Origin of the sequence: Paenibacillus sp. FSL H3-0302 (genome assembly GCF_037982245.1) — a bacterium.
GTDB classification, from domain to species: domain Bacteria; phylum Bacillota; class Bacilli; order Paenibacillales; family Paenibacillaceae; genus Paenibacillus_AQ; species Paenibacillus_AQ odorifer.
In genome coordinates this window covers 1,034,119-1,058,948 of sequence record NZ_CP150284.1, presented here as the reverse complement: position 1 = coordinate 1,058,948, position 24,830 = coordinate 1,034,119, and the positions used below count along the sequence as shown (strand labels likewise).

Below are 24,830 nucleotides of genomic sequence, written 5' to 3'. Positions count from 1 at the left end.
TAGACCGAGTCTCACTCCGGTACCAATTCGTAATAAAGCCCATATTTCTTGCCATCGGTGAAAAAGATGCGTACAAAATCATCCTTACCGATTTCAATCGGCGGAAGTACATTGCGTCCAGGAGCGAAATCCTGGACGAAGGGAAAGAGAATACCATCCTCTTTCCCTGCAGGATGCCCTCCACGTTTCTTGACATAACAGAGGACATCCCGTGCCACGGGCACTTCTGCCGTAATCGCCATATGTACGGTCTTTTGTTTTCCGAATAAGGCCTTTTTTTGTTGAATGGAATAATAGATCCGGGCTTTGCCTGCACTGACCATCACCCGGTTCACACCATCATTTTGCCTCACCAGGGCAGTCTCACCGTTCTCAGCAAGACGAGCAAATATCGTATAGGATATCAATCCGATCTCATCCAATCGATCACGATAACCATTGTTAGATTTGTATTCCTCACGAGTGTAGAGCTTCATCCCGATCGGCGGATCATCTCCGGTTCCCATGTCAGCCGCTTCTGCGGAGGTTTTGTGGATGTACACCGCCTGCACGCCGTCCGGCCAGCGCCATCTCAGCGTACAGAATCGGTCATCCACTTGGGATGTCACATCCGTTATTCCCGGAGCGGAAGCATTAACCTCGGCGTACCTCATTACTGTAAACCCCTTTCCGCTACACTAGAATCCTTTGCTGTTCCGGCTTCTGCGCCGACCCGGAAAGTTATCCGATGCTGGTGCAGGCGCTGCGTTATTGTTTCTTCTATTTCGATAAATACGTCCTTCTCCTACCGGAATGACGCCTGTAAATAATGCAATAATAGCAGCTAATATAAGAACAGCCAGAAGACGAATAAGACTATCTGTAAAGGAGTCACCGCTAAGTCCAAATTCCAGAATCAGTCCTGCGAACAAGCCTGATATTACGCCGCCAATCCCAAAGCTTTTAGCCAAATGACGGTTATCAAACATAATTCCCAGACCTAATCCAAGCGCAGCTCCCATCAACATCAGTGACAAAATACGAACCGCAGCATAATAAGGACTGTCTGCCGTTGAATCACTGCGCTCAGTTAGCAGCGTCCGATCTCCCAGACGGTCATAGATCTGCTGGAACACATCGCCCAGTAGGGCTGAATCCTTGACATCATAATAGTGTCCGCCTGTCACTCTCGCAATATCCTGCAACAGCTGAGTGCCTGCTGGATCATTCAAGCCCAGACCAATGGTATTCACGGCAATGCCGCGCTCTACATAAGCCTGCAACTCTCTTGTGGTATCGAAATTACTCACTCCGTCAGACAACAAGATGACCATGGCTCCTTGGTCTTTTTTGCCGTCACTGTCAATCTCCTTGAGTGCCTCCGAGACCGCACCGCTAATATTCGTACCGCCTTCGGTTGGCTGCAGATTATCGATTGCAGTCAGCACCTTCTCACGATTCTCCGAATTTGAAAGTGGCGTTAAAGGTTGGACAACTACAGCTTCGTTGTTAAAGGTCACCACGGCTACCTTATTGTCAGTGTCCATTTTTGTAATTAACGCTTTTGCTGCGGAATACCGGCTATTATCGGGATCACTCTGTGTCATACTGCCTGAGTCATCGATAGCCATTACTACATTCTTAACTGGTCTGGCTCCGCCAAAATTCAGCTCATAAACAAACTCCGTTAAGGCTCCAACACCAAGTGCAAGAACAATCATCAGAGGCAGCAGCTTCCACGATAACCCCAGATAGCGCTGCTTCCATGAAGCTCCGTTCAGTCGTGGCGAGATCATCTCTGCAAGCAGGCAGCCTACACCGACTCCCAGCGCCACAATGGCAAAATAAATACCCACAAGCAGGATGGAAGGCAGATCGTTATACCAGCTTAGCAGCCATTCGCCAAAAAGAAAGGTGACCCCGCCGCCGATCAGACTGAAGAAGAGCAGCAGCAGATTGATTTTTCTCTGCATCGTTATACTTCCTTTCCGGGTAAAATCTGAATTGTACTCTTATCCTTTAAACATTCCGGGGGTTATGCTGCCTGATAAACGGGCTACCCGGATGTGTTATCATCCCCCAGATTGCACTTTGTGCAATAGAATGGAATAGGAGAAACATCTATTTCTATTCTATTGCATAGTGTGCAGTGGAAATAAGGAGAAATGTCCCTATCCCAGAAATCTAATTAAGCGTTATATCCGATGACTCTATTGCACCAAGGCAATAAAGGGACTCAAAGTGAGGGGACCTATCTATTACGCCATCAGCGCATCTCAGGAAGCTGATCTTCACTCAGCCCATGGAGCTGATAGCCATTCTGAGCATAAGTCTCATAATAGACCTTACCGTTGCGATAATAGAGCAGGTCTTCTAAATGAAAGCCGCCCATCAGGTTTAGCTTCTCCACTCCGCTCCTCCGCTGCTCATGCACGAATCCTAACCGGTAAATCCGGGTTGTCTCATCCACTCCAAAGGCGTAGCGTAGAAACTCTGATGAACTGTCTCCGAAGAAATATTTCTCCTCATGACGATGCTCTTGCGTGTATTCGAATAACCGAACATTAATGGCCGCGCCCTCTTCTAAATTATGATACAAGCGCTTGAACAGCTCTTCCCTCGATAGAACCTGACGATTCTCATAGGCTGCCGCAACATTTGCACGCCGCAGAAGCTCTTCCTCAAAAGATAAATTGAAAGGTTCTGCTGTCAGCAGCTCCCGGCGGCAAATATCAATCAAACGCTCAATCACAGCTTCTTTCCCTTGTTCTAAGAGCTTGGAGATACTGCCCATGTACTTCTCACTGAAGAATATTCCAGGTCCACGCCGGGTTTCGATATCCTTCATCACTTCTTCTGTGACTACGCGGTAGTATTCCATTACGTTCTGGCCCGTTGTTTCGTTTGTTCGCCCAATGCTGTCCATAACAGTAATACGCAATTCTTCCTCCAAAGTCTCCATAGCTTTCACACGGGCCATACTTTCCATATGAAGCTGCTCAAGTGCAGATTCCAAACGACTGCATAGGGCAAGCTCACTTTCTAGGCCCAATAGTTCATATTTTTTGCCATATACGGCTGAGAATAAATAATGAATGAAGTTACGTACTGTTCTTTTATCAAAAAGCGGCACACGCTGGAACGGCTGGCGCTCCACGCTTTCTGCGTAAAGGTCCTCAAGCTCCTCCTGCATGGAGAGAATCGCGGAACGCAGGCCTGCCATATGCTGACGTAAAAGATGGAGCACACTTCCGGCTTCATCACGATCTGCCGTCCACTCCGCAAGCTGATAAAAGCTTACCGCTGGCGTAGATGTTTCCTGTGCCGCCAGCATAGTGCGCCATTGGCGTAATGGATTCATTCCCTCTACTCTCCGGTTTGACTCTGCCACAAAGTTATTGCGGAAATAAGCTTCGCCCCCGTCACCGAACAACTGCCGTTCAGCTTCACGAAGTGACAGCTGCTTCAGTTCATTATAGGTAGGGCGTCCGTGACTCATTAACCCCGTCATTTCATTCAGGCCGTCTTTCTCCGGAAGTAGGTGTACCGCGTGTTCCCGCAAGCTGTCAGGGTCCAGCCCTAACAACGCCTGCCGTTCACGTATAGTCCACGAACTGCCCTCACGCATATCGGAGACAAGCCGCCGGAACGCATGATACAGCACCGCCAAAGCAATTTGAACATTAGGTCTTCTTACCCCGGAAAAGCCAGCAGAGGCGTAGCCTTGTCTTCCAGTGCTGCCCCTGATGCCGCTTTTGAAGGTCATATTGTTATATCCGCCATGACCAGTAGCCTGATCAGAAGCCGGGCGGACCCGATTTTTGAGCAGACTAATATGAGAAATAATCTCGTAGTTGTCATCCATACCGTGTGCAGACATCATACCGCGCTCATTCTTATCGGAGAGCAGATACACAAGGTCAAATAATGCGGAAGGACCATGGGCAACTGGAATCGACAGACCGTCTTCCGTCACAAGTAACGGCGCATTAAACTTATAGTCCGTAGCTTGCATTCTGTCCAATTCACGCAGAAAAGCCAGCCCTACTGAGCTGGAATATCCAAAATTATCCCCTTGCTCCCGCTCATTGATCAGAGCGTAGAGATCTGTCTGTACGGACTTAAAGGACTGGCCGAGTACAGCACGAGCCAGCAGTGTAATTTCCGGCAGCAATACATTAAGCGGATCATCAACCCGCGTAATGATAGAGAGATGGATGACGTCAAAAGATGAATATAGACGTCCATAATCCGCTATACTGTTGCTCAGCCGCCGGATAACTTTATTCATTTCAGCAAGATAACGTGTATCCTCATGAAACTTGCGGTAAAGTTCATGACGCACAGTGCGTGGATCTGACCCTGCCGTTTCCGGCAAGGCCATGGCCAGCACCCGGTCTTTTCCTCCCGCAACAGATCCACTTATACTTCCGTCTATTCCCTCTTTTGCCGCACCTGACACAGCATGTAACGCCATAACACCGCCGGCGTTATCCCATTTTCGTTCGCAGCTATCCAGCACCGGACCGATGGCCGGAGCAACCTTGTCGCCTACGAACAGAAACAGGGCAGGGTAATGGATGCTGCTGCGTCCATCCCCTTTGCTGCGCTGTGCCTCTTCCTGTACCGCATATTGTTCACCATAAGATAATGCCTGTGTTTTGATCATAGGCCTATTTCAACTTTCTGCGGATACTGCCGAGCTTGCTAGTCATGCTCTTGTAGAATCCGTACATCTCATCGCCGCTCTCATACTCTACCCGTTCGTACTCCAAGCTATCGCGTGCTTCCAGGAATGATACATACAGTCCTTCCAGCTTATAGAGCAGCGGGGTAACGTCTTCAGCGGCAGTCATTTCACCTGCACGACGTGCTGCCTTACGCAGCAGTACGCTGCGGCTCTTCTCATCCAGCTCCCGGAAGTGACGATACACGGCATACTCTACGTAGCTGCGCTCTTTCATCAAATTAGCAAACGGCTCCCAAGCGTCCTCTTCTTCATCACGGTCATAAACATAGAGTGCACCTTTTTTGATAATGCTGTCTGTATACAAAGCTTCAATGAACTGATCCATCCACTTATCTTCGTCCAGATATTGATGAAGCACACCTTCAAGCTCAGCGGCTTTGGCAGTCAGTTCAGCATATTTAGCCAGCTCCACACGAACACGTGAAATCAGCTGCGGTGAACGAATGAGATTCTCCTGCGCCATGTCCTTGTTGATGCTGCCAAAGATATCTTTAAGGCCTTCCCGCTCCAAGCCCTTCTCACGCAGGCTCTTCAGCTCATCAACCGCCTTCTTCACTTCACCGAGATTTGGGCGTGTGGATTGCAGCTGCATATCGAAACCGTTCAAAATGGCGTCCAGATCAAAAGGTTTGGTGAACACAACAGAATATCTGTTACTTGTGTTCTCATCTACACCTTTTTCAATAATGACTCCACTTGCCAGCGCTTTTGCAAAGTCTGCACGCACTCTAGCGTTATAATCACGTACACGAGAATTGACGTAAGTGTCGCCCCATGATTTTTCTGGAATCGGAGAAGGCAGGTACGTCCAGTTGTTCTTATCCGTCATCACGAGATGGCGGCCGATCCCTTCCTTGTCGAGAATGGTCCGCTCATAGTTTTCTTCAAACACCCGCAGCGGCGTGTATACGAAAAGTGGCACACCGTTACGTGTATTAAGCCAGAAAATACGGTTTTTCACTTGGCTTTCCTTGATCGTAAATTGCGATTTGCCAAGCGCATTATTCTGATAATTACGAATCCCTTTTAGGATACCCGGCGCTTTTACAGGCACGGAAACGAAACCCCATGATGGGAAATGTAAGCTGCCTGAGCTATTGCTAAGGTGGAAGGTAGGCACAGCCTCTTCGTCCAATTTACCGGCAATAATCCGCTCAACGAATTTATCCAGCGGCTCTTCATGGCCGAATTTCATCACAAGGAAATCCTCCATCGAACGGGTAATCAGATCCCCAAACTTATCGCTAAGGAATTCCGAAATTGAGCGAACGATATCAATCTCCTGCTCTTTGACCCAACGTCCGGAATGCTTCAGCATTTCACGGGTGAAGTCGCGAATCAGGTCGTCGCCGTCCTTCTGATCCATGATCTTGGAGATGGTCGCCGAAATATCCGGCACGTTCACAATGTTCCAATAATAAGTTTTGTTTCCTTTATAGTCTGCCTGCTCTTCGCCATTGATAAGGATGTCCCCGTTCTTGGCAAAAATCGAGCTAAGCGCACTAAGAATCTCTGTAAACACACCGTAAATCCGGCTGTTCTCATCGTTTAATAGCTCATATAAGTCCTCGTAAAATTGAATCATTTGTTCAGTGCGTTCTACATCGGCGTGCAGCCAATACTCATTGATTTTAGCCTCAATATAGGCATTTTTCTTCTTCTCTTTGGAGACAAAAGCACTGCGGGCATCGCTCAGCTTCTCATCCGCACTGTCCTGCGCCGTCTCAATATCACGTGGCAAACGCAACAAGCTTTCACGTAAAGCCTCAATATAAGACTGAATCAGCTTTAAAATACAGAAGCCCTTCTCGGTATACAGCAGGCGGGAAACGTAGAACGGTCCTTGCTCTGGGTGCAGGAAGATGCGCTCCAGCTCTTCACTGAAACGTCCCACAATTTCGCCAGGCAGCTGCTTTTTCGATTTGATATATTCTTCACGGGCACGAGCCAGGAAGTTCTGCTCCAGCTCTGTATCCATGCTTACCACTTGATTCTTAACAACATTGGCATGGCTCAAGCGTTCGCTGTTCTCGTAGCCTGGCAACGGCTCAGGCACACGGGATTCAAATGTCTTAATCATACTGTCGAGATCAATCCCAAGCTTACGTGCGAATTTCTCTACATCCTCTTGACCTGGCGCCTGCTGGAACATTTTTTCCATTTTATCAAACAAGCGGAAAGCCAGGTAAGTCGTCATTTCCTCAATCGGAAGCACAGCGGACGAGGCACCGATAATGTTGTATTCATAGTTAGCTGGGTAGGTCTTGTTCATCTGCGCAATGTTAGTGCGGATATTACTGATATAGTCATGAATGGCGAATTCTTCACCAGACTGTTTTTCTTCACTCGCCATAAAGTTCGTGATGTTCTCCGCCGTTACGTTCATACAGTAATCGTACGCATTCTCCAGCAGCTTACCCTCGGTATTCGTTGCAGAGATCAAATGACATAGATTAAATGGAGGCAGCGGTGAATTTACCGTCAAAATATTACCGTATTGCTGCTGGAATCGCTCACCACGACTGTCCACATTCATCCAGTAATCCAGCTCTTTTAGCGCTGCATAACCGTTCTTGCGAATATATTCACGCGTGTGCTCGCTTAGACTTTTATTAGACAAATTCACGTCAGGTGTAAAGAGGTACCCCAGTGTGTTCACACGGTCAATACCAGCTGATCCATAGTCACGTTCAATAATACCGCGCACGATATAGGCAATATCCAAGAAAGCCCCACTGCCTGTACCGCCCGACAGACCTGTCAGGAGAAAGACCATCAGCTTTTTGTTAGTGCCTACGGATAACGTCTTGATCTTCTTATCAATCGCGCCTACAACCTGATTAATCTTGGTGAACAAAAGCAGACGTCCAGCCTGCCGCACACCAGCAGCACCATTCATACCATCTGTAATACTCAGCTCAGGTGACAGCCAATCCGTAATATAGGAATCGAGGATACTGCGGTTCTGCAACAATCCGCCGATTTCGGCATTCGCCAACAGTACAAATTCATTTTGCGGGTCCAGCCCAATGCCTTTGTATTTTTTTCCACGATCCTGTTCATTCGTCTCAAAAGCTAGAAATTCCACATTATCCGGCTTGTCCCGTTTCTTCTTGGATATCGGATCCTCCGGCAGCTTAAAGCGGCGGTTAATCTGATATTTAAGACGCAGCAGAGCATCAATGCCCGTGCCGCCTAGTCCAATGATCAGGATCGGATTATCAATCGTATCCACCCTGATCTTATCGCTGACAATCCCGCCGCCTAGTGATACATCCAATTGCTGTATATGCTCTCTTACTACTGGTTTCATATGCTTATCCTCCTAAAAGTTTTGCGGAAGCTGTACTTCAGATATCTTGCAGCAAAACTGTTTCTGCGGCATATATTGCCATTGCCTACTATACTAAATATTCCAGATAAATCGTCTTATCTACCGTCTGTAGAGATACTGAAACGCGGTCCCCACTCTTCAGTTCAAGACCACGCGAAGCATCCGCAGCACGTCCGGATCTCTCCACAGTAACACCTTCTCCGCTGCGTAACAGCAATCGGTCATTCTTAGCCGGTGTGAAAATAACAGTTTCGCTCTCCTTCAGTTCAGGCGCCAATTGCAGCAGCTGATGAAGGGTGAACTTGCCCTTGAAGCCTGCAAGCTTCTTATATTGTGGGTAGGTCTTCTCACCCGTATTGCTGTCTTCAACCTCTACTACCAGCTGTCCAACAAAACCACGTGCCGATTTCTTATTCAGCACATACCATGCTGCACCCGCTGCCAGCACTAAAAGAATGCCCCCTATAATGTAATACAGGGTATTGGATGAGGCTTCCTTCAGGGGTTCTTCGTTGCCAGTCCCTGTAGAAGGTGCTGTTGTTGCTGCTCCGCCTGTCTTCGCGCTGATCTGGACAGGTGCACTTTCCCGATAAAAGCTGCTTTCCTCTGCCCGTACCTTCAACTCGTAGTTATGGCTTTCTTTTACCTCAAAGGTACCCTTGAAGACAGCTCCGGAGTTATCCAGTTCGATTTCTTGCACATCACCTGTATCAATATCTGTAGCAAGCAGTACCGCCTTCATATCTTGATACAAATTACTGAGTGTTACCTGAGTACCGTTGCTGAACAGATGCGAGGTGATGTCGATTTTATCACCCTTTTTATAGGTTGCTGATGGCAGCGCATCGATCTTAAGCTCCAGGTCATAGTTAAAGACTAGATTAATATCAATCTTATCCTTTGGCACACCTTTAACCTGAAGTTTCCAATCTCCTTCCTCCGGTGACAGTAGCTTAATCAAGCTATAAGTAGAAGACTTGGACAGCAGGACATTGTTTGAGGGGATCGCAACTTCTTTCCCTGACGGGTCCGTTAATTTCGCTGTCACAGGCTGTGAAGACATAATTGAGATATTGGCTTCCAAAACACTGCCGTTAGGCACGTTGACGGTCACGTCCTGATAATCGCCATTTGCAGTAATCGACTGCACAGGCACTACCTTCAGCTTCAAATGGCTGGCAAAAATCTCACTCAGGATTTGCGGTAGATCGTCTGCTGAGTCCGTCGAAAATGCTTTACCACCCGTCTCGTTGGACAGGTCGGCGAGGCTTTGTTTATTCAGCTTGCCATCTGCATTAAGTCCAATGGTATAGATGGGATAGCCATTCTTTTTGGCAACCTCTACGGCCGCCTTCAGCTCTTTATCTGATTCACTTTGCGTCCGGCCTGTCGCTTTGTTGAAATCGTTATTGCCGTCAGCGAGCATTACAATGATAGGCTCATGGGAAGGGTCACTTCCATTCTGCAGAACCTTTACAGCTTCCTCTACGCCAATAGCGATATCGGTGTAAGCTCCTCGGTCCAAACCATCAATAAAATCCTTCAAATCCTGCTTATCGCTCTCCGAGCTAATTTGCAGCAGAGCCTTTTCCCGTTGCACCTTGTCGGTATAGGCAACAATACCTACTTTATCACCTTGGGTGGATAACATATCTATGAACATTTTCATCGCTTCGTTGGCGATTTTGTTCTTGTCACTAGTCTTCATGGAGTTGCTGACATCAATAAGAAGCACAGCGTCAATGTGAGATTGCGCCGACGTTGCCGCATAGGCCTTAACAGCTGCAAAAGGCGAGGCAGCTAGACAAAGAGCCAGGAGCAATGCCGGAAAGATACGTAGAAAGAGAGTCTTGGTTGTTCTAATACTTTGATATTTACGAAGCATAAATAGGGCTCCTCTTGTGTTATATTAGGCACATATGACAGGTTCAGCACTATCGCTAAAATCTGTAAATAGCATGCCATTATGATATAATTAAACCTTGTAAACTTCAACTTTAGGACCGCCGGACCCAGTGCATTGATGCATAGAAGATTATCATTCTAAAAGCCATCTGGACTGCAGAGCGTCCATGAGAAAGGATTGTTCCATGATTTCATACGTCATTCTTGGGATTACGTTCCTAATTGCCGTAATTCAGATTTCCATTTATGCCGCACATCAGCGCAAACCACTGACACGTGATGATATTAACGATCGACTGCTAGCCGCTTTGAACGGAGGCGATAAAGGCCGTGAATAAGAAAAGACCCGTTACCTTCCGGCCTTTCAAGGCCCCGCGTTACGCTTATGACAAGCTGCGCATCTGTCGCCAATGCGGGCGGTATACCGCTCTTGGCGAAGACCGCTGTAGCAAATGTGGCAGAGCCTCACTTATTGCTGTAGAGCAGCACGCAGCATCACTAGCCAGACGGAAGATGCATACCCGCCTACTATTCATCTTACTGCTCACACTAGCCTCTGTCTATTTTGGAAATAGCATCCAACAAATGATATTGTGTGGTGCCGGTGGTCTTGTGCTTGCTGGACTATTGTACTATACGCAGCGAAAAGTAAGGCAGAACGAGAATCTTCGTTCTCTCAATGAGCTGCTTGGTCGTGGGATCGGCATCATCAAGGAAGGGCTGGAGGTCAACCGTCAGGAAGCTGTCTCCGTACTCCGTAAGGATGATGTTCTTGCCTATGAGAAGCTGCGCGAGCTCTCCATCCTGCTTCGCGGCGACCGGATCGCGCGGCAGCGAGTGGCTTTGCTGCATGGATTTTTACTCCGCAAGGATATGGATCTAGAACTGGAGCAGCTTCTTCTAAAAGACTTCGAACCACTGCTAGCCGAATATATCGGCGAGATCGCTAAAGTCCGTCCCGATCTCATTAAGGATCGTACACTACGCTACGTGAAGAACTATGAAGTGGAGATTCGCCAGATGGCTAACGGCTTAACCATCCTTACGAGCGTTGCAGGAGCGGCGGTAAGAATGAAGCGTTATGCCCTGCTCTACTCCAATATGATTGGCCGATACGTGCAAGATCTGCCCAAGGACCGTTTTATGCGGTTGTCCAAACTCATTGCTGCGAATCCCCATGAACCTTGGAACGGCTTAGACCTCAGGGTAGCTGACATTCGTGAAGCCAAATATCGCTGGGACCCGGAGGTCCAATAGACCTGAAAGCTAAGATGAACCAATATAAAGCAAACATCCTTATTGATGACAACCAACCGTTTCTCAAAGAAATATAAGGATGATGTATACCGTAAAACTTATACTTTCTTAGGCTTTCTTATATTTTGAAAAAAGAGGCTACTCTATATGACGTTCAAACAATTAATAACCCTGCGAAACTTTATGATCATTTTGTGTATATGCATGCTTGTGCTGCTTGGACAGAAGGTTTTTCTCATCGCAGATAAAATACAAATCACCAAAGAAGCCGACCGTCTCTACGCTGCCGGGGATCTGATTAATGCAGAGGATCAGTACCGTCAAGCAGCGGCCAACTATTCCATTGATTACCAGGAAGAAAGAGTCGCAAAACGTCTGGATGAATTAGCTCCAATCACAGACATCCGCAAAGTTCTGAATGATTTGGTAGCCTCTACTAAGGAGGAAGCAGAGACTAAGGATTTTGCCGGATTTATGAAAAGCTATCAAGCTCTGCTCAGTTTAAAAGCTACATATATGAAGCCAGGCGGTCCCTATGAATCCTATTATCGCCAGTTATCGTCGGCCTCAGGCATTTCAGACCAGTTCACCTCTTATTTCCGTCAGTTTAAGGAGCAGTTCCTTGCCGATCTTGCCCAGAACCAGAGCGGAGGGGTGAGTAATGAAGAGAACTTCAAATGGAATCTTTTGCAGATTCCTGATGCTTATTATGGAAGTGCAGCTTCCAAAGAGGATTTACTAGCCTCAAAGTTTAAAAGCCATGACACAGCTATATTAAAATCCTTAGCAGGAGCAGGAAACTTTACCGGCATGCTGGAAAGCACCCTGTCCCTGATGAGTGCTTATAGCCAGCATAATTACGAAGCTCCTTGGGTACTTCAACAAGCAGAAAGCAGCGGGAAGATCATCCTGAACAAAGATCTTGAAGGTGACAATATCACAGCTTTTGCTGGGCATGCTGTAGCTTATCGTAATTTTGCAGGATCGGCAGGCATCACTTCATCCAAGGTGCTGACTTTGATCGATACTAGTAAGGCTAAGCTACTAAAAAATGCCAACCGTCTGACTACTAAAGGTCAATATGCTGAAGCGATACAATTATACGGAGATCTTGCCCCGCTAGAAGATACTTCGACAAACATTGCCGCTACTAGGCTGGCTTGGAATATCGCAGAGCCTGTTCGCCTCCTTCCTGGCGGTGAAGAGCAAGACAAATACAACAACGCCATCTCCCGCAAAGGACTATTGGGCACAAAAGTGATCGTTGCCGGGACGGATAATAGTGGCGTGCTCTATTATGCCGCGATGAATAACGACGACAATGTGGTCACATTATCCGGAAACAGCTTGCCACGCTTCGAGAGTCTGCGCAGTCTTACTTTTAATGAACAGTTGGCAACCTCTTCAGGTGTACCTGTAGTTTTAGCCCAATCTGAGGTTGAAGGTGGACGCACCCTTTTCACAGCATATGAGATGAAATCGAATGGTATTTCGCAGTTATTTTCTTTAGCTGGTGATAGTTATGAACTGCAGTCCGATGACTCTATTCTCGTGCCTAATGCGGATCTTGGAGACGGTGTTGACGGGCAAACGGCACTTTACCGTAAAGTAGACGGCAGCTATCAATTCGCGGAGATTGTTCAGGAGTATGCTGTAATCTCAGCTGCGGATCTGACCACTCATCCTTTTGAAAAGGTCTCTTTTCATTGTGAGATCATCGTAGATAACTTCGGCAATAGTCTTGCTTACTCGGATGGGATTTATATTTTGCTCCAAGGAGAAGTGGGTTCCGTTACAGGTAACGCGTTAGTTAGTGGCCAATATCAGAATGGATATGAGCTCGTTGGAACAGACATGGGCGAGCAATATGTGCCTGTGTTTATAGTGGAATCCGTAGGTAGCATGAGCTTTGGGCGGTAGGGATTTGGGATACAGGATACGGCATACGGGATAACCTTGTCTTTGTGTCGGCTCGACGATCCTGTAAGCTCCACCACTTATAGCACTAGCGTTGGACAGCGCTTCGATGGTTAATAGGTACGTAATGCCATGAAGATCACATAGCTCGTTAATCATTCGTAATTATCCTGTAGTCTAAGTCTCGTTAATTTACCTATTGTAGATGTTTTTAACAATCCATTGAACTTTCAAGTAATCTGCTCTAGACGCTTTCACACCATTGGTTACGCATCATCCCTTATGTGATCTACGTTTGATGTAACATCTTCAAGCAAATTTGCCATTGTTAGCAGTACCTGTTGCTAGACAAAAAGACACTAACCGGGGGTTGGTGTCTTTTTGTCTAGCAGTCTATGGATAGATGAAAAAAATCAAAAAGTAACCTGTTACGGGATAATGTCGTATTGCATTAAGCACGGTGACTTTTACTCAGCTACTCAATTGGCACTTTTAATTTCTAAAGCACTTCTATATAGGTCCCACAAACACTCCAAGGAAATAAAATTGTGAACCGTAGTAACAGATATCTTAACCATTTTTTTGATGAAATCAAATTCAAAGGTTTAAATCGGTGTTCTCGTTTACATAGAGCTCGCTGGGTTCAATTCGATGTTGGTGAGTATGCAACAGCTCTGGCAAACGCCCCATCCGCTCAGCCAAACGGGATAGCTTTTGCTCATGAAAATTAGATAATCCCGTATGAATCCGGTCTTGGAAAGGCTCAAGCCATCTTGTTTCCAGGCTGTCAGAACCGAAATAAACCCCGAGCAGAGAGCCTGCTGTTGCTCCAAAACTATCCGTATCGTTGCCTTGCATCACCTGCTTGCATATCCCGTCACCGACATTGTCTGCAAATCGAAATGTATTAATTAAGGTACCTATTTCCTGATAAACCTGACAGTGACTATAATTTGCATACTTATGGTTAATGCTCTGATAAGCTTCCAGCCAGTTATCTGCATTCGCTACCCTCTGCAGGCAATCCTGAGTAATCTCATAGAATCGGCTCCTTCTAGGTACGAATTGCAGTGCAGTACTTATTATTTTAATAGGATCGCGCAGCACTTGCGCAACTGCAATCGCAGCGGCGATGAACATCGTGGCGTAGATCCCCGTCCGGCGATGTGTAAAACTTGCATCACGCCAAGCTAGCTCAGCGGCAAGAGCGGGTTGACCGGGGCAGGCATAACCGTAAGCATCTGCGCGAATCGCTGCTCCGCATAGTTCTGTATCTTGCACCATGAAGTCGGGCCAAGCCTCTATTTCAGAATGATTGAATAGTTCTCTATCATGCTCCAGATAGCTAATCCCCGATCGAAGCAAGATGGTCCTCTCCGGCCCCCAAGTAGTACTTATCGGAAGATGATTTATCCATAAATCTCTTAAATTTCTTTTCGTAAAACCATCGCCAAATTGTTCTAACGCCATCATTCCCATTAATGTGTAATTGATATCATCATCAGGTGCCACATAACGAATTCGCCCCCGCGTCGTCTCAAACCAAGACCAATGTCGACGATCCAAAGCATGGAGAACTTCATCAGAAATGTAATCATTCAGTGGCCATTCCCCTACAGAAGTTAAAGCTTTACGCAATTCCGACAAGCTGGGGTTTACCTCAATCGGTTTGCCTAGCATTGAACCACAGACTGAAGCGAGGAATCCCGCCTCCACACGCTTGGAGCTATCCTTAAGATTCAAGATGCCGACCTGGCCTAAAGGTCGTGCCGGATCGCATTCCTGCCATATCTCTTGTAAATCGTTTGGTTCATAGTAAGGCCAATCTTCCCTCATTGGGATGGCAACCAAGCTATGAGCGAATTCCAGATAGGCATCATAGCTTGCGGGAAGCTGTTCCAGCTTGGCTAAATAACCCGATGTTTGATGCCCCTGTGCAAATTTATTGCGTAAAATTCCCTCTAATTGACGATTAAGAAATGTGAGTGATGGCAGCATGCTGTATCTCCTTTGTCCGTTTATTAATCTACGTAAAATAACTTCTACATGAGAATGTAAACGATGATAGATGGAAAAGCAGCCCATCCCATCGCCTTCATTATAAGTTTAAATAAACGAGCATGCGATGATAGAAATAACAGTAAAAGCAATAAGTTTAATAGACTATTAAATAGGGAAAGACACTCTAAAAAACCCTCCAATGGGATGCCAAATGAATCGTCACCCTTATGTCCTTCATTTTTTCGATTACGGGATTACAGGTTAAAGGATTACGGGATTACTTGTTGCGTTCGATTAGCTTATTACTTTGCCTAATGAGATCGAATGTACTGGTTTATAGCATACACTGTATCCAACTAGTGAACATTTATAATGGTAGTCAAGCAACTATAGCGACTTGGGTGTACATATACGAAGCAGACAACTTTGAACGACTTGGATGTACATCCCTATTCGAAGCAGACAACTTTTAATGACTTGAGTAAGCAACCCTATGGTTTGTGCCTTCCTTCTACCGACCATGAGTATGGGAGATCCTCTCTGGTCAGTTTTTTTGTCCAAGAGGTGTGGGTAGCCCGTCTATACTCTTAGTGTTTTTCTCTTGTCTATATTCTTTCAGGCCTGCCTCGCCCTTTTGGATAGACCAACGCTGCAACGTATCCCGCTCACCCGCATAACTCATGAATGGGACCGAAAATCCGCAGGAAGTCTGTACTTTATGAACATCTATCAAAATGATCTGTCTAGCTCCAGGCAGAGATGTAAACAAAGGGGACAGTGTTTCCCATTCTCCTGATTCAGGCAAAATCACAGCCCCTGTTCCATACAGTCTTAAAATATTAGGCGGCCCCTCAAACGCACAAAACATAACCGTCACTCTTCCATTTTCCAGCAGATGCGCGCTCGTCTCATTACCGCTGCCGGTCATGTCTAGATAGGCCACCTGATTAGGAGACAATATCCGAAAACAATCATGTCCTTTCGGCGAAAGGTTAACATGCCCATCTTCTGAAAGCGGCGCTGACCCTACGAAAAATAGGTGCTGCCGAAGAATAAACTCTTCATGTACAGGTAGTATAGCGGTGAATTGTTTTCCCATTTGGCATTCTCCATTTCTGTATATTTGTGTGTTGGCTAATTGGTCATCTCTACTCAACTCTATCGGATCAGCCGACTCAATGAGTTCCATGAACTACATGAACTACATGAACTACATGAACTACATGAACTACATGAACTACATGAACTACATGAACTACAGCAGCTTCACTAATCACCTCAGTTCCATCAACCACATTTGCTTAACTAACTAGCTTTGCCGACTACATTAACTTCTACAGTTACATTAGCTCTATCAACTCCGTTAGTTTCACCAACTGAATCAGTTCCTTAAGCGCATTAACTCCACTAACAATAACAGTTCCACTAGCTCCTCCATCAAACTAACTTTGACTAGGTCCAAGCGGCGTTTGCCGCTAATGTAGGGCATTTTTGACTCTCTTTCCTGCTACTTTGGCTCGGGGCGGCTAATGTAGGGCATTTTTGTCTCTCTTTCTTACTACTTTGGCTTGGTGCGGCTAATGTAAGGCATTTTTGCCTCTTTTTCTTGCTACTTTGGCTTGGGGCGGCTAATGTAGAGCACTTTTGCCTCTCTTTCTTGCTACTTTGGCTCGGGGCGGCTAATGTAGAGCATTTTTGCTCCTATTTCTGACTAATTCGACGCTATGCAGCTGATGTAGAGTATTTTTACCGTTCATTCGCGCCACTTGAGCCCAATCTAACAAATCTACGGGATTTTTACCGTTCATTCTCGCCACTTCTGCCCAATCCAGCAAATCTACGGGATTTTTACCGTACATCCCCGCCACTTGAGCCCAATCCAGCAAATCTACGGGATTTTTACCGTATATTTTTCCGCAGACATATTAGTTAAGTATATATACTCTAGGGCTTTTCTTATGTCTCCCCCCGTGCCTAAATGCAAGCCTCAGCAAGGATTATTAACAACACATCCCCAGTTGAGAGAAGAGTCGTTATTCATTATTTTTTACTGATGTATATATTCTTTTCAAATGTATTTTTCTTTTAAGTTGTCATATTCTCTTCCACCGTCAAGTAACCCTTCTCCCCGGTACCTGGCCGTCAGCAAAAATAGGGACTACCTCTCGGCAGCCCCCCTTTCTCTCGCAAGCTGCTTGATACTACTATCAGAAGCAACTCCCTTAAATCCCTTTTTCCCTATAAAATACTTCCCTCTAAACACTTTCCTATAACACTTTTCCCTAAAAAATCTCCCGCTTAAGCACTTAACCCACTAAGCATATAAAGCCATTTTTCCCCTATCTATTCAATCGCAATATAAATCTCAACCTGCGTGTCAGCAGGGTCAAAATTCCGTGAATCATAAATCTCAAAATCCCCCGTGTAAGTTCTTACCTCCCCAGACTCCTTAAAGTACGCCCAAATCTCCCCCCACGCTTGCGCGACTACTTCAAATACCGGACCTTTTTTCGTCTTAAAAACCATGTATTTGCTCTCCGGTACAGCCGCATAGGTGAACTGGCTTTCCACTAGTTCGTTTTCCTCTAGCTCGCCTTCCTCTAGCTGACTTCCCTCTAAATGTCTCTCCTCAGCTACTTCATGCCCGATCACAACGGTATACGCTCCGCTCGCATCACTCTCATAATCCGTATACAAAGCATAGATGTACTCAGGATTTACCGTAGCTATCTGCCCCGCAATATTACTCTGAAAATAAGTTTCCCACAGCTGCGACAAACCTCCATCAGGTCCCATTTCTGCTTCATTAGTTGTGCGTATGCTAACCCCCGCCAAGGTCATTTTTGCTTTCTCTACAAAATAAGTATTCATCCATTCTCCCTCATTTCCTGTGATTGAACTTAGTATACACAGGCAAAGTGGACATCTGTCTGTCCAGTTCGAATAGATTGATTTCATTCTGGGTTATAAAGACACCATTAGGGTAATTAATAGTATGGAACTACACTCGAAGGGAATGACTACAGCATGCCAAAAATCAAATTAGCTGTCATCTACTACAGTGCCACAGGAACTAACTACCAGCTAGCACAATGGGCCGCGGAAAGCGCAGAAAAAGCAGGAGCTGAGGTAAAACTGCTGAAGGTGCAGGAACTCGTCCCCGAGGACAAAATTCAAGCAAATCCAGCCATGAAAGCCCTAGCTGAGAAAACAAAAGATATCCCAGTCGCCACACCCGACGATATAGTCGAAGCGGATGCGATTATTTTCAGTTCCCCAACCCGTTACGGTAACATTGCTTCCCAGATGAAGCAGTTCATTGATACAACCGGTGGCATTTGGGGCAAAGGACTAACAGTAAACAAAGTCGTCAGCGCCATGAGCTCAGCACAGAACCCGCATGGTGGACAAGAAGCTACGATTTTGGCACTCTATACGTCGATGTATCACTGGGGAGCCATTGTTGCAGCACCCGGTTATACCGATCCAGTCACATTTGGTGCGGGAGGCAACCCTTACGGAACAAGTGTCAGTGTAGATGGAGACGGTAAAATGATCGAAGATCAGGATCGGATCCGTGACGCTGTTTTTCATCAAGCGAAGCGTACCGTTGAAGTGTCCGGCTGGGTCCAGGCAGGCAAAAACGCCAATAATCAGAACTAGCTCAGCTTAGTTAATATAACAACACCCCTCGGAGCTACTTGTGTAGCACTGCGCCGAGGGGTGTTTAATTTATATTTTAATTACTCTCCAGGGTATTTAAGCCCCCACTGTGCACGCACTTGATCCAGCAGTTTCAGAATCGCTAACGATTCATCCAATGTCATCACCGGACTCTCTGTAAGCCCTGCCTGAAGACAACGTCCTACTTCCTCCGCTTCAAAACAATATCCAATAGAAGCACGGTCGTCCACAAAGCTCTCTACCTTCTCATCTCCTATATAAAGCGCAGCCGATTTCGGGTTCACTAATGTACCCTCTACAATAATACGGCCTTCTGTGCCAAACACATGCGCTTCCTCCAACATGTTAAGACGAATACCACCGTTCAACGAAGCGGTTTTCCCGTTACCATATGACAACAGCATCGAGAAATGCTCGTCCACTCCAGTCTCACCTATGTGCACTGTGCTGGAAATAGACTCAGGATGAGGTCCAAACACCATGGAGGCAAAAGAAACCGGATAAATCCCCACATCCAGCAGCGCACCCCCGCCCAGCTGCGGATTCAGCAATCTGCCTTCCGGATTCCAGTCGGTACGAAACCCTAGGTCTGCCTTCACCAAACGAACATCACCGATTCTACCCTCAGCAATCCATTCTCTAACCTTCACAATCGCCGGGATGTAGCGACTCCACATTGCCTCCATCAGGAATAGCTTATGCGTTTTAGCATAGGCCACAACTTCTTCCAATTCACCGCTGTTTACGGTAAAAGGTTTCTCACACAGGACAGCTTTGCCTGCACGCAGCGCCATTAAAGCATTTTCTTTGTGAAAAGGATGCGGCGTTCCAATATATACCGCGTCTACATTTGGGTCATTCAGCAATTCCTCATAGGTTGCATAGGCATGCGGAATCCCATGATTTTCAGCAAATTCATCGGCACTTTCCTGAGATCTTGACCCAACGGCATAAGCCACACCATTACTGGCATGCGCCAAATCAGTAACAAATTGATGAGCAATCCAGCCTGTGCTAATAATTCCCCATCTCACCTTGTAAGCGTTGTCCATTTTCATTTGCATGTTCCTCCTAATCCTTCTGCTAAGTCTCTTTAATTCTATCAGACCATTCTAATGAATGTATAGGAACTGATGCCAGCAAACACCACCGTCACCACCAAAATAGCAATATTCCAGATCTTGCTCAAGGCCGCTGAGTGCTCGTTAGAGCTTTGAATAAACGCTTTTTGCAAAAGGAATTGTAAAAGCTTCATGATTACGAATCCTAAACAACCCAGCCCGCTTTGCAAAATAACCTCCAGACTAGCTTTACTTACAAATCGATCAGCCATGTTCCCATCATAATGAATCGGCACGGTATCCGGCATTTTGGAATAAAGGAATAAATAAATAGCTACAGGAATCAAGGCCACCACACTGCTTAAGATCATCGTCAGTTTGGTTTTGAACAACGTTTTACCCTCCTTGTGCGGAAAAATAATCTCCCTGTTATTCTCCTTCCACTTCAATCAGATATATCCCCTTCTTAAATCCACCGCGACGTTTAGCTTTCTCTGCACGTTGCTTCTCCAGCTCCACGCTATTGCTCCCGTGTGTCTCCGCCAGAGCCTGAATCACTTCCATCATATCGGCAAGCTCCTCCAGAGCTTCTTCATCACTTACTGCCTGAAAATATTCCTTCGACTCTTCTTGCAATTTTTTACGTAGTTCAGTTATGTATTCTTTGGACTCTAATATCCTTGTGTTAAAATCTTTACCTTGAGAAGCTATCAAATCGGGGATGCCGTCACGCACTAGCTTTTCATATACAGGCATTTAAGCTCTTCCTTTCTTCTATATTATATTATATCTCCCTTCAATCCGGCTTTGATTCCATCACTAGACGTTCTACAAAAGGAAGATCTGCCGGAGCAAACATGAACTGATCCAGTTCAGCCGGAAGCACCCACCTATGTTCGTCGTGATCCACCAGATCAATTACACCTCCCTGATACCGCGCTTTCCAAGCAATCAATTGGATCTTTATCTCTCCATAGTTATGCTCGTTCATGCCAAAGCTCTCATAGGGAAGGATTGTGATCCCCATCTCTTCCTGAAGCTCTCTTTGCAGACACTCTGCGATGCTCTCATCCTGCTCTATTTTGCCACCAGGAAATTCCCACAGACCTGCCTGCGATTTACCTTGCCGCCGCCGGGCAATAAGAATCTGCCCTTCTTCATTATGTATAATTGCTGCCGCCACCTTGATCACAAAGAACACCTCCACTATTGCTAGTTATTCGACAGATACTACTATTAAAACATACAATTCATTCCAAACCAAAGAGACTCTCCCAAAAGCCAACACGGCCTGGGAAAATCTCTTCAGTACAGTCTCTCTATAAATTTCACAGCAGCGTTATCCTTACGAAAGAGCTACTATTTTGTCAGCACAAGCTCCAAGCGAACCTCAAGATTATTTTCTGTATCCAGCACAACGGTGTGGGGATTGCTTAGACCAAAGTCAGAAAAGGCCACTGTTGTCGTTCCCGACAGCATCAACTGTCCCCCGCTATACGCCGCTTGCGACTGAAAGGTGACGTCCTTTTCTACTCCTTTTACGGTAAGCGTCCCCTGCATTTCAACAGGCACAGTTGCTCCTTCAGTCCATTCTGCCGGCAGCTCCGAAAATGACTTCACTACAAACGTGGATTGTGGAAATTCCGTAACGGATAGAAAATCCTCTCCTTTTACATGCTCGTCCCGTTGGCTATTGCCAGAATCCAGAGCGCTCATATCCACTGTCCCTTCCCCGGCCATCGAAGTAGAATCCTCTATATTTACCTTCCAGGTACCCTGAACTTTGTTGTCTACGAAGTTTACTGTTTCTTTAGAGGTCGTCACTGACCAATAGACTTTAGAGGTTTCCGCAAGGGTCCAATCCCCGTTTAATTGTTCGGCTGTGACCGCCACCCCTGCTGATGCTCCAGTGTTATTTGTTGTCTCTCCAGCATCTGCTGTTGTTGCTTGATTTGGAATCACGGACTCGATCTCTACATTATTGCCCAGCGATTTATCCAGTAATGTATAACCTGTGACTACTCCTACGATAATAACTCCTGCAGCGATCAAGGCTATTCTTTTTCTCTTCATCCTGTTCCCTCCAATATTCATAATTTCTGTATGCTTTCAAGCTCGTCCCTCATTCTAACAAAGCAATATGTCGGGAAGAAGTCAGAGCAGAACGGGCTATGATGTGTTAAACTTGTCGTAAATTTTATGGACTGGAGGTACTCCAATTTGACGAAATCCATTCTTGTTGTAGAAGATGAAGAAGCCATCTCTAGGGTCCTCAGTGCTTATCTGAAAAAAGCAGGCTTTCAAGTCACCCGTGTAGCTGATGGACGCGCTGCGCTGGAGTCTTTTGCTATATCTCCTCCTTCATTAGTATTACTAGACATCATGCTGCCAAACATGGACGGCTTTGAACTGCTTAAGCTCATCCGTGAAAAAAGCAGCTGCCCTGTGATCATGCTGACGGCAAGAGATGGGATCAATGACCGGCTAGCCGGCCTCGACGGTGGTGCGGATGATTATATGTCTAAACCTTTTATTCCCGAGGAGGTGGTAGCACGCGTGAACGCTGTCTTACGCCGTCCCTCGCAGTGGTCTGATGGCAGCCGTAAACGGCATTATGGCAGTTTGTTTATCGACTTCACAGCACGTGCTGTCTTTTTGAATGGGGCTGAGCTGAGTCTTAGTCCTCGGGATATGTCAGTGCTGTTATTTCTCGCTGAAAGACCTAATCAGATTTGTACGCGTGAGCAATTAATAGAATTTGTATGGGAAATGGATTATGAAGGAAGCGACCGGGCGGTAGATTTGTCGATCAAAAGACTACGCCAAGCGTTGTCGCACTGGCCTACTAGTGAGGGGGAAATCCGTACCCTAAGGGGGACGGGATATCAATTATGGACAACTTAAAGAGAAACAACGCCAAACGTACCTCTATCCTTTCTTACTGGACGATACGTTATCTGCTCATTATTAGTGTAGGCCTGCTCCTCACAGCTTTAGCTACATTATGGTGGATCCGTCAGGAGGCTATGAGCAATCGTCTGCAGACTGCGGGGCTTTTGGCACAGGAGATTGCAGATCGCAGCTTAAATATGGAAGGCTCCATTGAAATCAGCCAAAATCTCGAAAAACTGATCGAAGACCGGAAGCGGTTTTTCAAGTTAACCATAGAGATGTGCGTGATCATTACTGATCAACAAGGTCAAATGCTATTCTCCCTGCCACCTCTAACTGACAAGGAAATGAGATATAAGCTAAATGATAGCCTGAACGACTCCCGCAGTCCGGAGTTCAAAGCTGCTGTGGCTCCCATAAATTCGGATGACAAAACACTGGGACAGGTTATTGTCCTGCAATCCAAAAAATCACTGCGGCATATTCCACAGGAGGAGATCATATTTTTCTCCATACTGCTGCTGTTTCTAATCATCTTAAGTTGGCTAACCATTTACCTCTTATCTCGTAAACTGGCAAAACCCATTCAGAAGGTAGTCGAGGCAGCGGCTCAAATCAGCCATGGCCGTTATGATATCGTTCTAGATAAGGATGCTAAAGAGCGGGAAATTCATGAGCTGATGATGTCTTTTGAAGAGATGGCAGGCAAGTTACAGCAATTTGAGCAGTCTCGAGCCGTAATGCTGGCCGGAGTCTCCCATGAGTTGAAAACACCCGTAACCTCTATTAAAGGCCTGGTGCATGCCGTCCGCGAAGGGGTCGTTGAAGGTGATGAAGCTGTGGAATTTCTGGATATTGCCCTGCTGGAGGCTGGGCGGTTGCAGCGAATGGTAGCCGACCTTCTGGATTACAATGCCCTGACTGCAGGAATGGTTTCCGTTCGTCACGACCGACTCGATGCCGTACCACTACTATCAGAAATCGTATATCAATGGAAACTGACACAGGCGGAAGATGTTGCTGAACCCGTGCTCCATATGCCGATCAATCCCTTATTTTTGCGTGGGGACTCCCTTCGTATCCAGCAGATTATCGTCAATCTACTTAATAACAGCGTACAAGCCAAAGCTCCGGATCGAAAGGTGCAGCTTACGATAGACCTGCTGGAGCAGCAAGGTCATGGCTTTGCCGAAATCCGTGTTCAAGATAATGGGCTTGGCATCTCATCCAATCATAGTGAGCATGTCTTCGAAGCCTTCTTCCGGGGCAGCGATAAGCAGAGCACACTGCGTGGTCTAGGACTCGGCCTAACCTTCAGCCGTCTGTTGGCCGAATCTATGAACGGAAGCCTCGTGCTTGAGGAGCACTCAGACAAAGGCTGCACCTTCGTGCTGTCTCTGCCGCTTGATGATTAAAAAATAGTCTACGATCCATCGACATGGTATAATCATGTGCACAATCACACCGAAAACCGGAGGCTGTATATGCTTACTTTTGAACAAAAATTAGCGATTCTCGACTCTTACCCCCAGCTGGAACGCAAAAATGTATCCCTTGGGCGCGTGAACTATCACTACGAGGAAAGCCAGCATGATAAGAAAACCGTGGCTTTTCACCTGCATCCAAATGGTAATGGCTATGTGTTCGCAGGCTTACTGCGGGGCTACGAGACAGACGATAAGGGCTTCGTGAATATTCGCGACTACTCGGAATCCGAGCTGCGCAGTTTGCTGGATGCCTCCATCACCTCACTGTCTATTTACATTCCTGATGCTCCTGTAGCCAGCAAAAGAAAGAAAAAGGCTGCGGCAACTGCCGATACACTCTGGACTAATGATGAGGGCCAAACCCTAACCCTAAAGCTTGAGGATGATTTATGGTATGTCTATGCCGACCTCAATCTGGAGATGGCGTTTGAAACGCTTGAGGAAGCTAAAGAATATTTAGCGGAAGAGGGATTTACAGCAGCGCAGGAGTAATTGTCAGACTTTAATCTACACACTCACAACAAAAGAGGTGTCTGAGCAGCCATTTATTTTGGCCGTTCGGA

The 24,830-nt window shown here is 46.3% G+C and carries 21 protein-coding genes; 7 read left to right on the top strand and 14 right to left on the bottom strand.

Features of this window, described 5'->3' with window-relative positions:
• Window positions 1–11 precede the first annotated feature (11 nt).
• The 5 genes from MHH50_RS04525 to MHH50_RS04505 all read right to left on the bottom strand — a co-directional run bounded on the left by MHH50_RS04525 (window position 12) and on the right by MHH50_RS04505 (window position 9,948).
• Complete coding sequence (locus MHH50_RS04525) at window positions 12–653, bottom strand: beta-mannanase (protein ID WP_076099551.1); 642 nt, start codon at window positions 651–653, stop codon at window positions 12–14.
• Between the two features lie 24 nt (window positions 654–677).
• Window positions 678–1,952 (bottom strand): VWA domain-containing protein, encoded by a 1,275-nt coding sequence (locus MHH50_RS04520; protein WP_340033998.1) that lies wholly within the window; start codon window positions 1,950–1,952, stop codon window positions 678–680.
• 293 nt (window positions 1,953–2,245) lie between these two features.
• Window positions 2,246–4,648 (bottom strand): transcription initiation factor TFIID, encoded by a 2,403-nt coding sequence (locus MHH50_RS04515; protein ID WP_081383413.1) that lies wholly within the window; start codon window positions 4,646–4,648, stop codon window positions 2,246–2,248.
• A gap of 4 nt (window positions 4,649–4,652) precedes the next feature.
• Window positions 4,653–8,042: a tubulin-like doman-containing protein gene (locus MHH50_RS04510; protein ID WP_076129589.1), complete on the bottom strand. Its 3,390-nt coding sequence runs from the start codon at window positions 8,040–8,042 to the stop codon at window positions 4,653–4,655.
• Window positions 8,043–8,130: 88 nt separating this feature from the next.
• On the bottom strand, window positions 8,131–9,948 hold the full coding sequence (locus tag MHH50_RS04505; RefSeq protein WP_340033997.1) for a vWA domain-containing protein: 1,818 nt from the start codon (window positions 9,946–9,948) through the stop codon (window positions 8,131–8,133).
• 205 nt (window positions 9,949–10,153) lie between these two features.
• Here MHH50_RS04505 and MHH50_RS04500 point away from each other — a divergent pair, with 205 nt between their 5' ends.
• The 3 genes from MHH50_RS04500 (at window position 10,154) to MHH50_RS04490 (ending at window position 13,145) form a co-directional block, all read left to right on the top strand.
• The gene (locus MHH50_RS04500; protein WP_155986556.1) at window positions 10,154–10,306 is read left to right on the top strand and encodes a hypothetical protein; all 153 of its coding nucleotides are present in this window, start codon (window positions 10,154–10,156) and stop codon (window positions 10,304–10,306) included.
• A complete protein-coding gene (locus tag MHH50_RS04495) occupies window positions 10,299–11,225 on the top strand; it encodes a hypothetical protein (RefSeq protein ID WP_076129591.1) in 927 nt (308 codons plus the stop codon). The genes MHH50_RS04500 and MHH50_RS04495 overlap by 8 nt, the downstream gene beginning before the upstream one ends.
• 147 nt (window positions 11,226–11,372) lie before the next feature.
• Window positions 11,373–13,145: a hypothetical protein gene (locus MHH50_RS04490; protein ID WP_076279869.1), complete on the top strand. Its 1,773-nt coding sequence runs from the start codon at window positions 11,373–11,375 to the stop codon at window positions 13,143–13,145.
• 594 nt (window positions 13,146–13,739) lie between these two features.
• Here the strand turns inward: MHH50_RS04490 and MHH50_RS04485 are convergent.
• From MHH50_RS04485 to MHH50_RS04470, 4 genes are all read right to left on the bottom strand, one after another.
• Window positions 13,740–15,140, bottom strand: coding sequence for an ADP-ribosylglycohydrolase family protein (locus MHH50_RS04485; RefSeq protein ID WP_076129593.1), 1,401 nt, complete (start codon window positions 15,138–15,140; stop codon window positions 13,740–13,742).
• 547 nt (window positions 15,141–15,687) lie between these two features.
• The gene (locus MHH50_RS04480) at window positions 15,688–16,242 is read right to left on the bottom strand and encodes a pyridoxamine 5'-phosphate oxidase family protein (protein ID WP_340033996.1); all 555 of its coding nucleotides are present in this window, start codon (window positions 16,240–16,242) and stop codon (window positions 15,688–15,690) included.
• A gap of 580 nt (window positions 16,243–16,822) precedes the next feature.
• Window positions 16,823–17,002 (bottom strand): hypothetical protein, encoded by a 180-nt coding sequence (locus MHH50_RS04475; RefSeq protein WP_340011975.1) that lies wholly within the window; start codon window positions 17,000–17,002, stop codon window positions 16,823–16,825.
• A 484-nt stretch (window positions 17,003–17,486) separates the two neighbouring features.
• Complete coding sequence (locus tag MHH50_RS04470; protein WP_340033995.1) at window positions 17,487–18,014, bottom strand: GyrI-like domain-containing protein; 528 nt, start codon at window positions 18,012–18,014, stop codon at window positions 17,487–17,489.
• 156 nt (window positions 18,015–18,170) lie between these two features.
• Here MHH50_RS04470 and wrbA point away from each other — a divergent pair, with 156 nt between their 5' ends.
• A complete protein-coding gene (wrbA, locus tag MHH50_RS04465) occupies window positions 18,171–18,806 on the top strand; it encodes an NAD(P)H:quinone oxidoreductase type IV (RefSeq protein ID WP_076282107.1) in 636 nt (211 codons plus the stop codon).
• Window positions 18,807–18,886: 80 nt separating this feature from the next.
• Here wrbA and MHH50_RS04460 read toward each other — a convergent pair whose 3' ends face one another.
• From MHH50_RS04460 to MHH50_RS04440, 5 genes are all read right to left on the bottom strand, one after another.
• A complete protein-coding gene (locus tag MHH50_RS04460; RefSeq protein ID WP_076282134.1) occupies window positions 18,887–19,879 on the bottom strand; it encodes a Gfo/Idh/MocA family oxidoreductase in 993 nt (330 codons plus the stop codon).
• 50 nt (window positions 19,880–19,929) lie between these two features.
• A complete protein-coding gene (locus MHH50_RS04455) occupies window positions 19,930–20,280 on the bottom strand; it encodes a DUF1648 domain-containing protein (protein WP_081391932.1) in 351 nt (116 codons plus the stop codon).
• A gap of 37 nt (window positions 20,281–20,317) precedes the next feature.
• The gene (locus tag MHH50_RS04450; RefSeq protein ID WP_339246559.1) at window positions 20,318–20,644 is read right to left on the bottom strand and encodes a nucleoside triphosphate pyrophosphohydrolase; all 327 of its coding nucleotides are present in this window, start codon (window positions 20,642–20,644) and stop codon (window positions 20,318–20,320) included.
• 40 nt (window positions 20,645–20,684) lie between these two features.
• On the bottom strand, window positions 20,685–21,080 hold the full coding sequence (mutT, locus tag MHH50_RS04445) for an 8-oxo-dGTP diphosphatase MutT (RefSeq protein WP_076185009.1): 396 nt from the start codon (window positions 21,078–21,080) through the stop codon (window positions 20,685–20,687).
• Between the two features lie 167 nt (window positions 21,081–21,247).
• On the bottom strand, window positions 21,248–21,961 hold the full coding sequence (locus MHH50_RS04440) for a YceI family protein (RefSeq protein ID WP_076129600.1): 714 nt from the start codon (window positions 21,959–21,961) through the stop codon (window positions 21,248–21,250).
• Between the two features lie 147 nt (window positions 21,962–22,108).
• Between MHH50_RS04440 and MHH50_RS04435 the strand changes: the two genes are divergently transcribed.
• From MHH50_RS04435 to MHH50_RS04425, 3 genes are all read left to right on the top strand, one after another.
• Window positions 22,109–22,792, top strand: a complete 684-nt coding sequence (locus MHH50_RS04435) for a response regulator transcription factor (RefSeq protein ID WP_232061150.1) — start codon at window positions 22,109–22,111, stop codon at window positions 22,790–22,792.
• Window positions 22,780–24,195, top strand: a complete 1,416-nt coding sequence (locus MHH50_RS04430) for a HAMP domain-containing sensor histidine kinase (protein WP_076129601.1) — start codon at window positions 22,780–22,782, stop codon at window positions 24,193–24,195. Before MHH50_RS04435 ends, MHH50_RS04430 begins: the two co-directional genes overlap by 13 nt.
• A gap of 69 nt (window positions 24,196–24,264) precedes the next feature.
• Complete coding sequence (locus MHH50_RS04425) at window positions 24,265–24,759, top strand: hypothetical protein (RefSeq protein WP_076099543.1); 495 nt, start codon at window positions 24,265–24,267, stop codon at window positions 24,757–24,759.
• Window positions 24,760–24,830 lie beyond the last annotated feature (71 nt).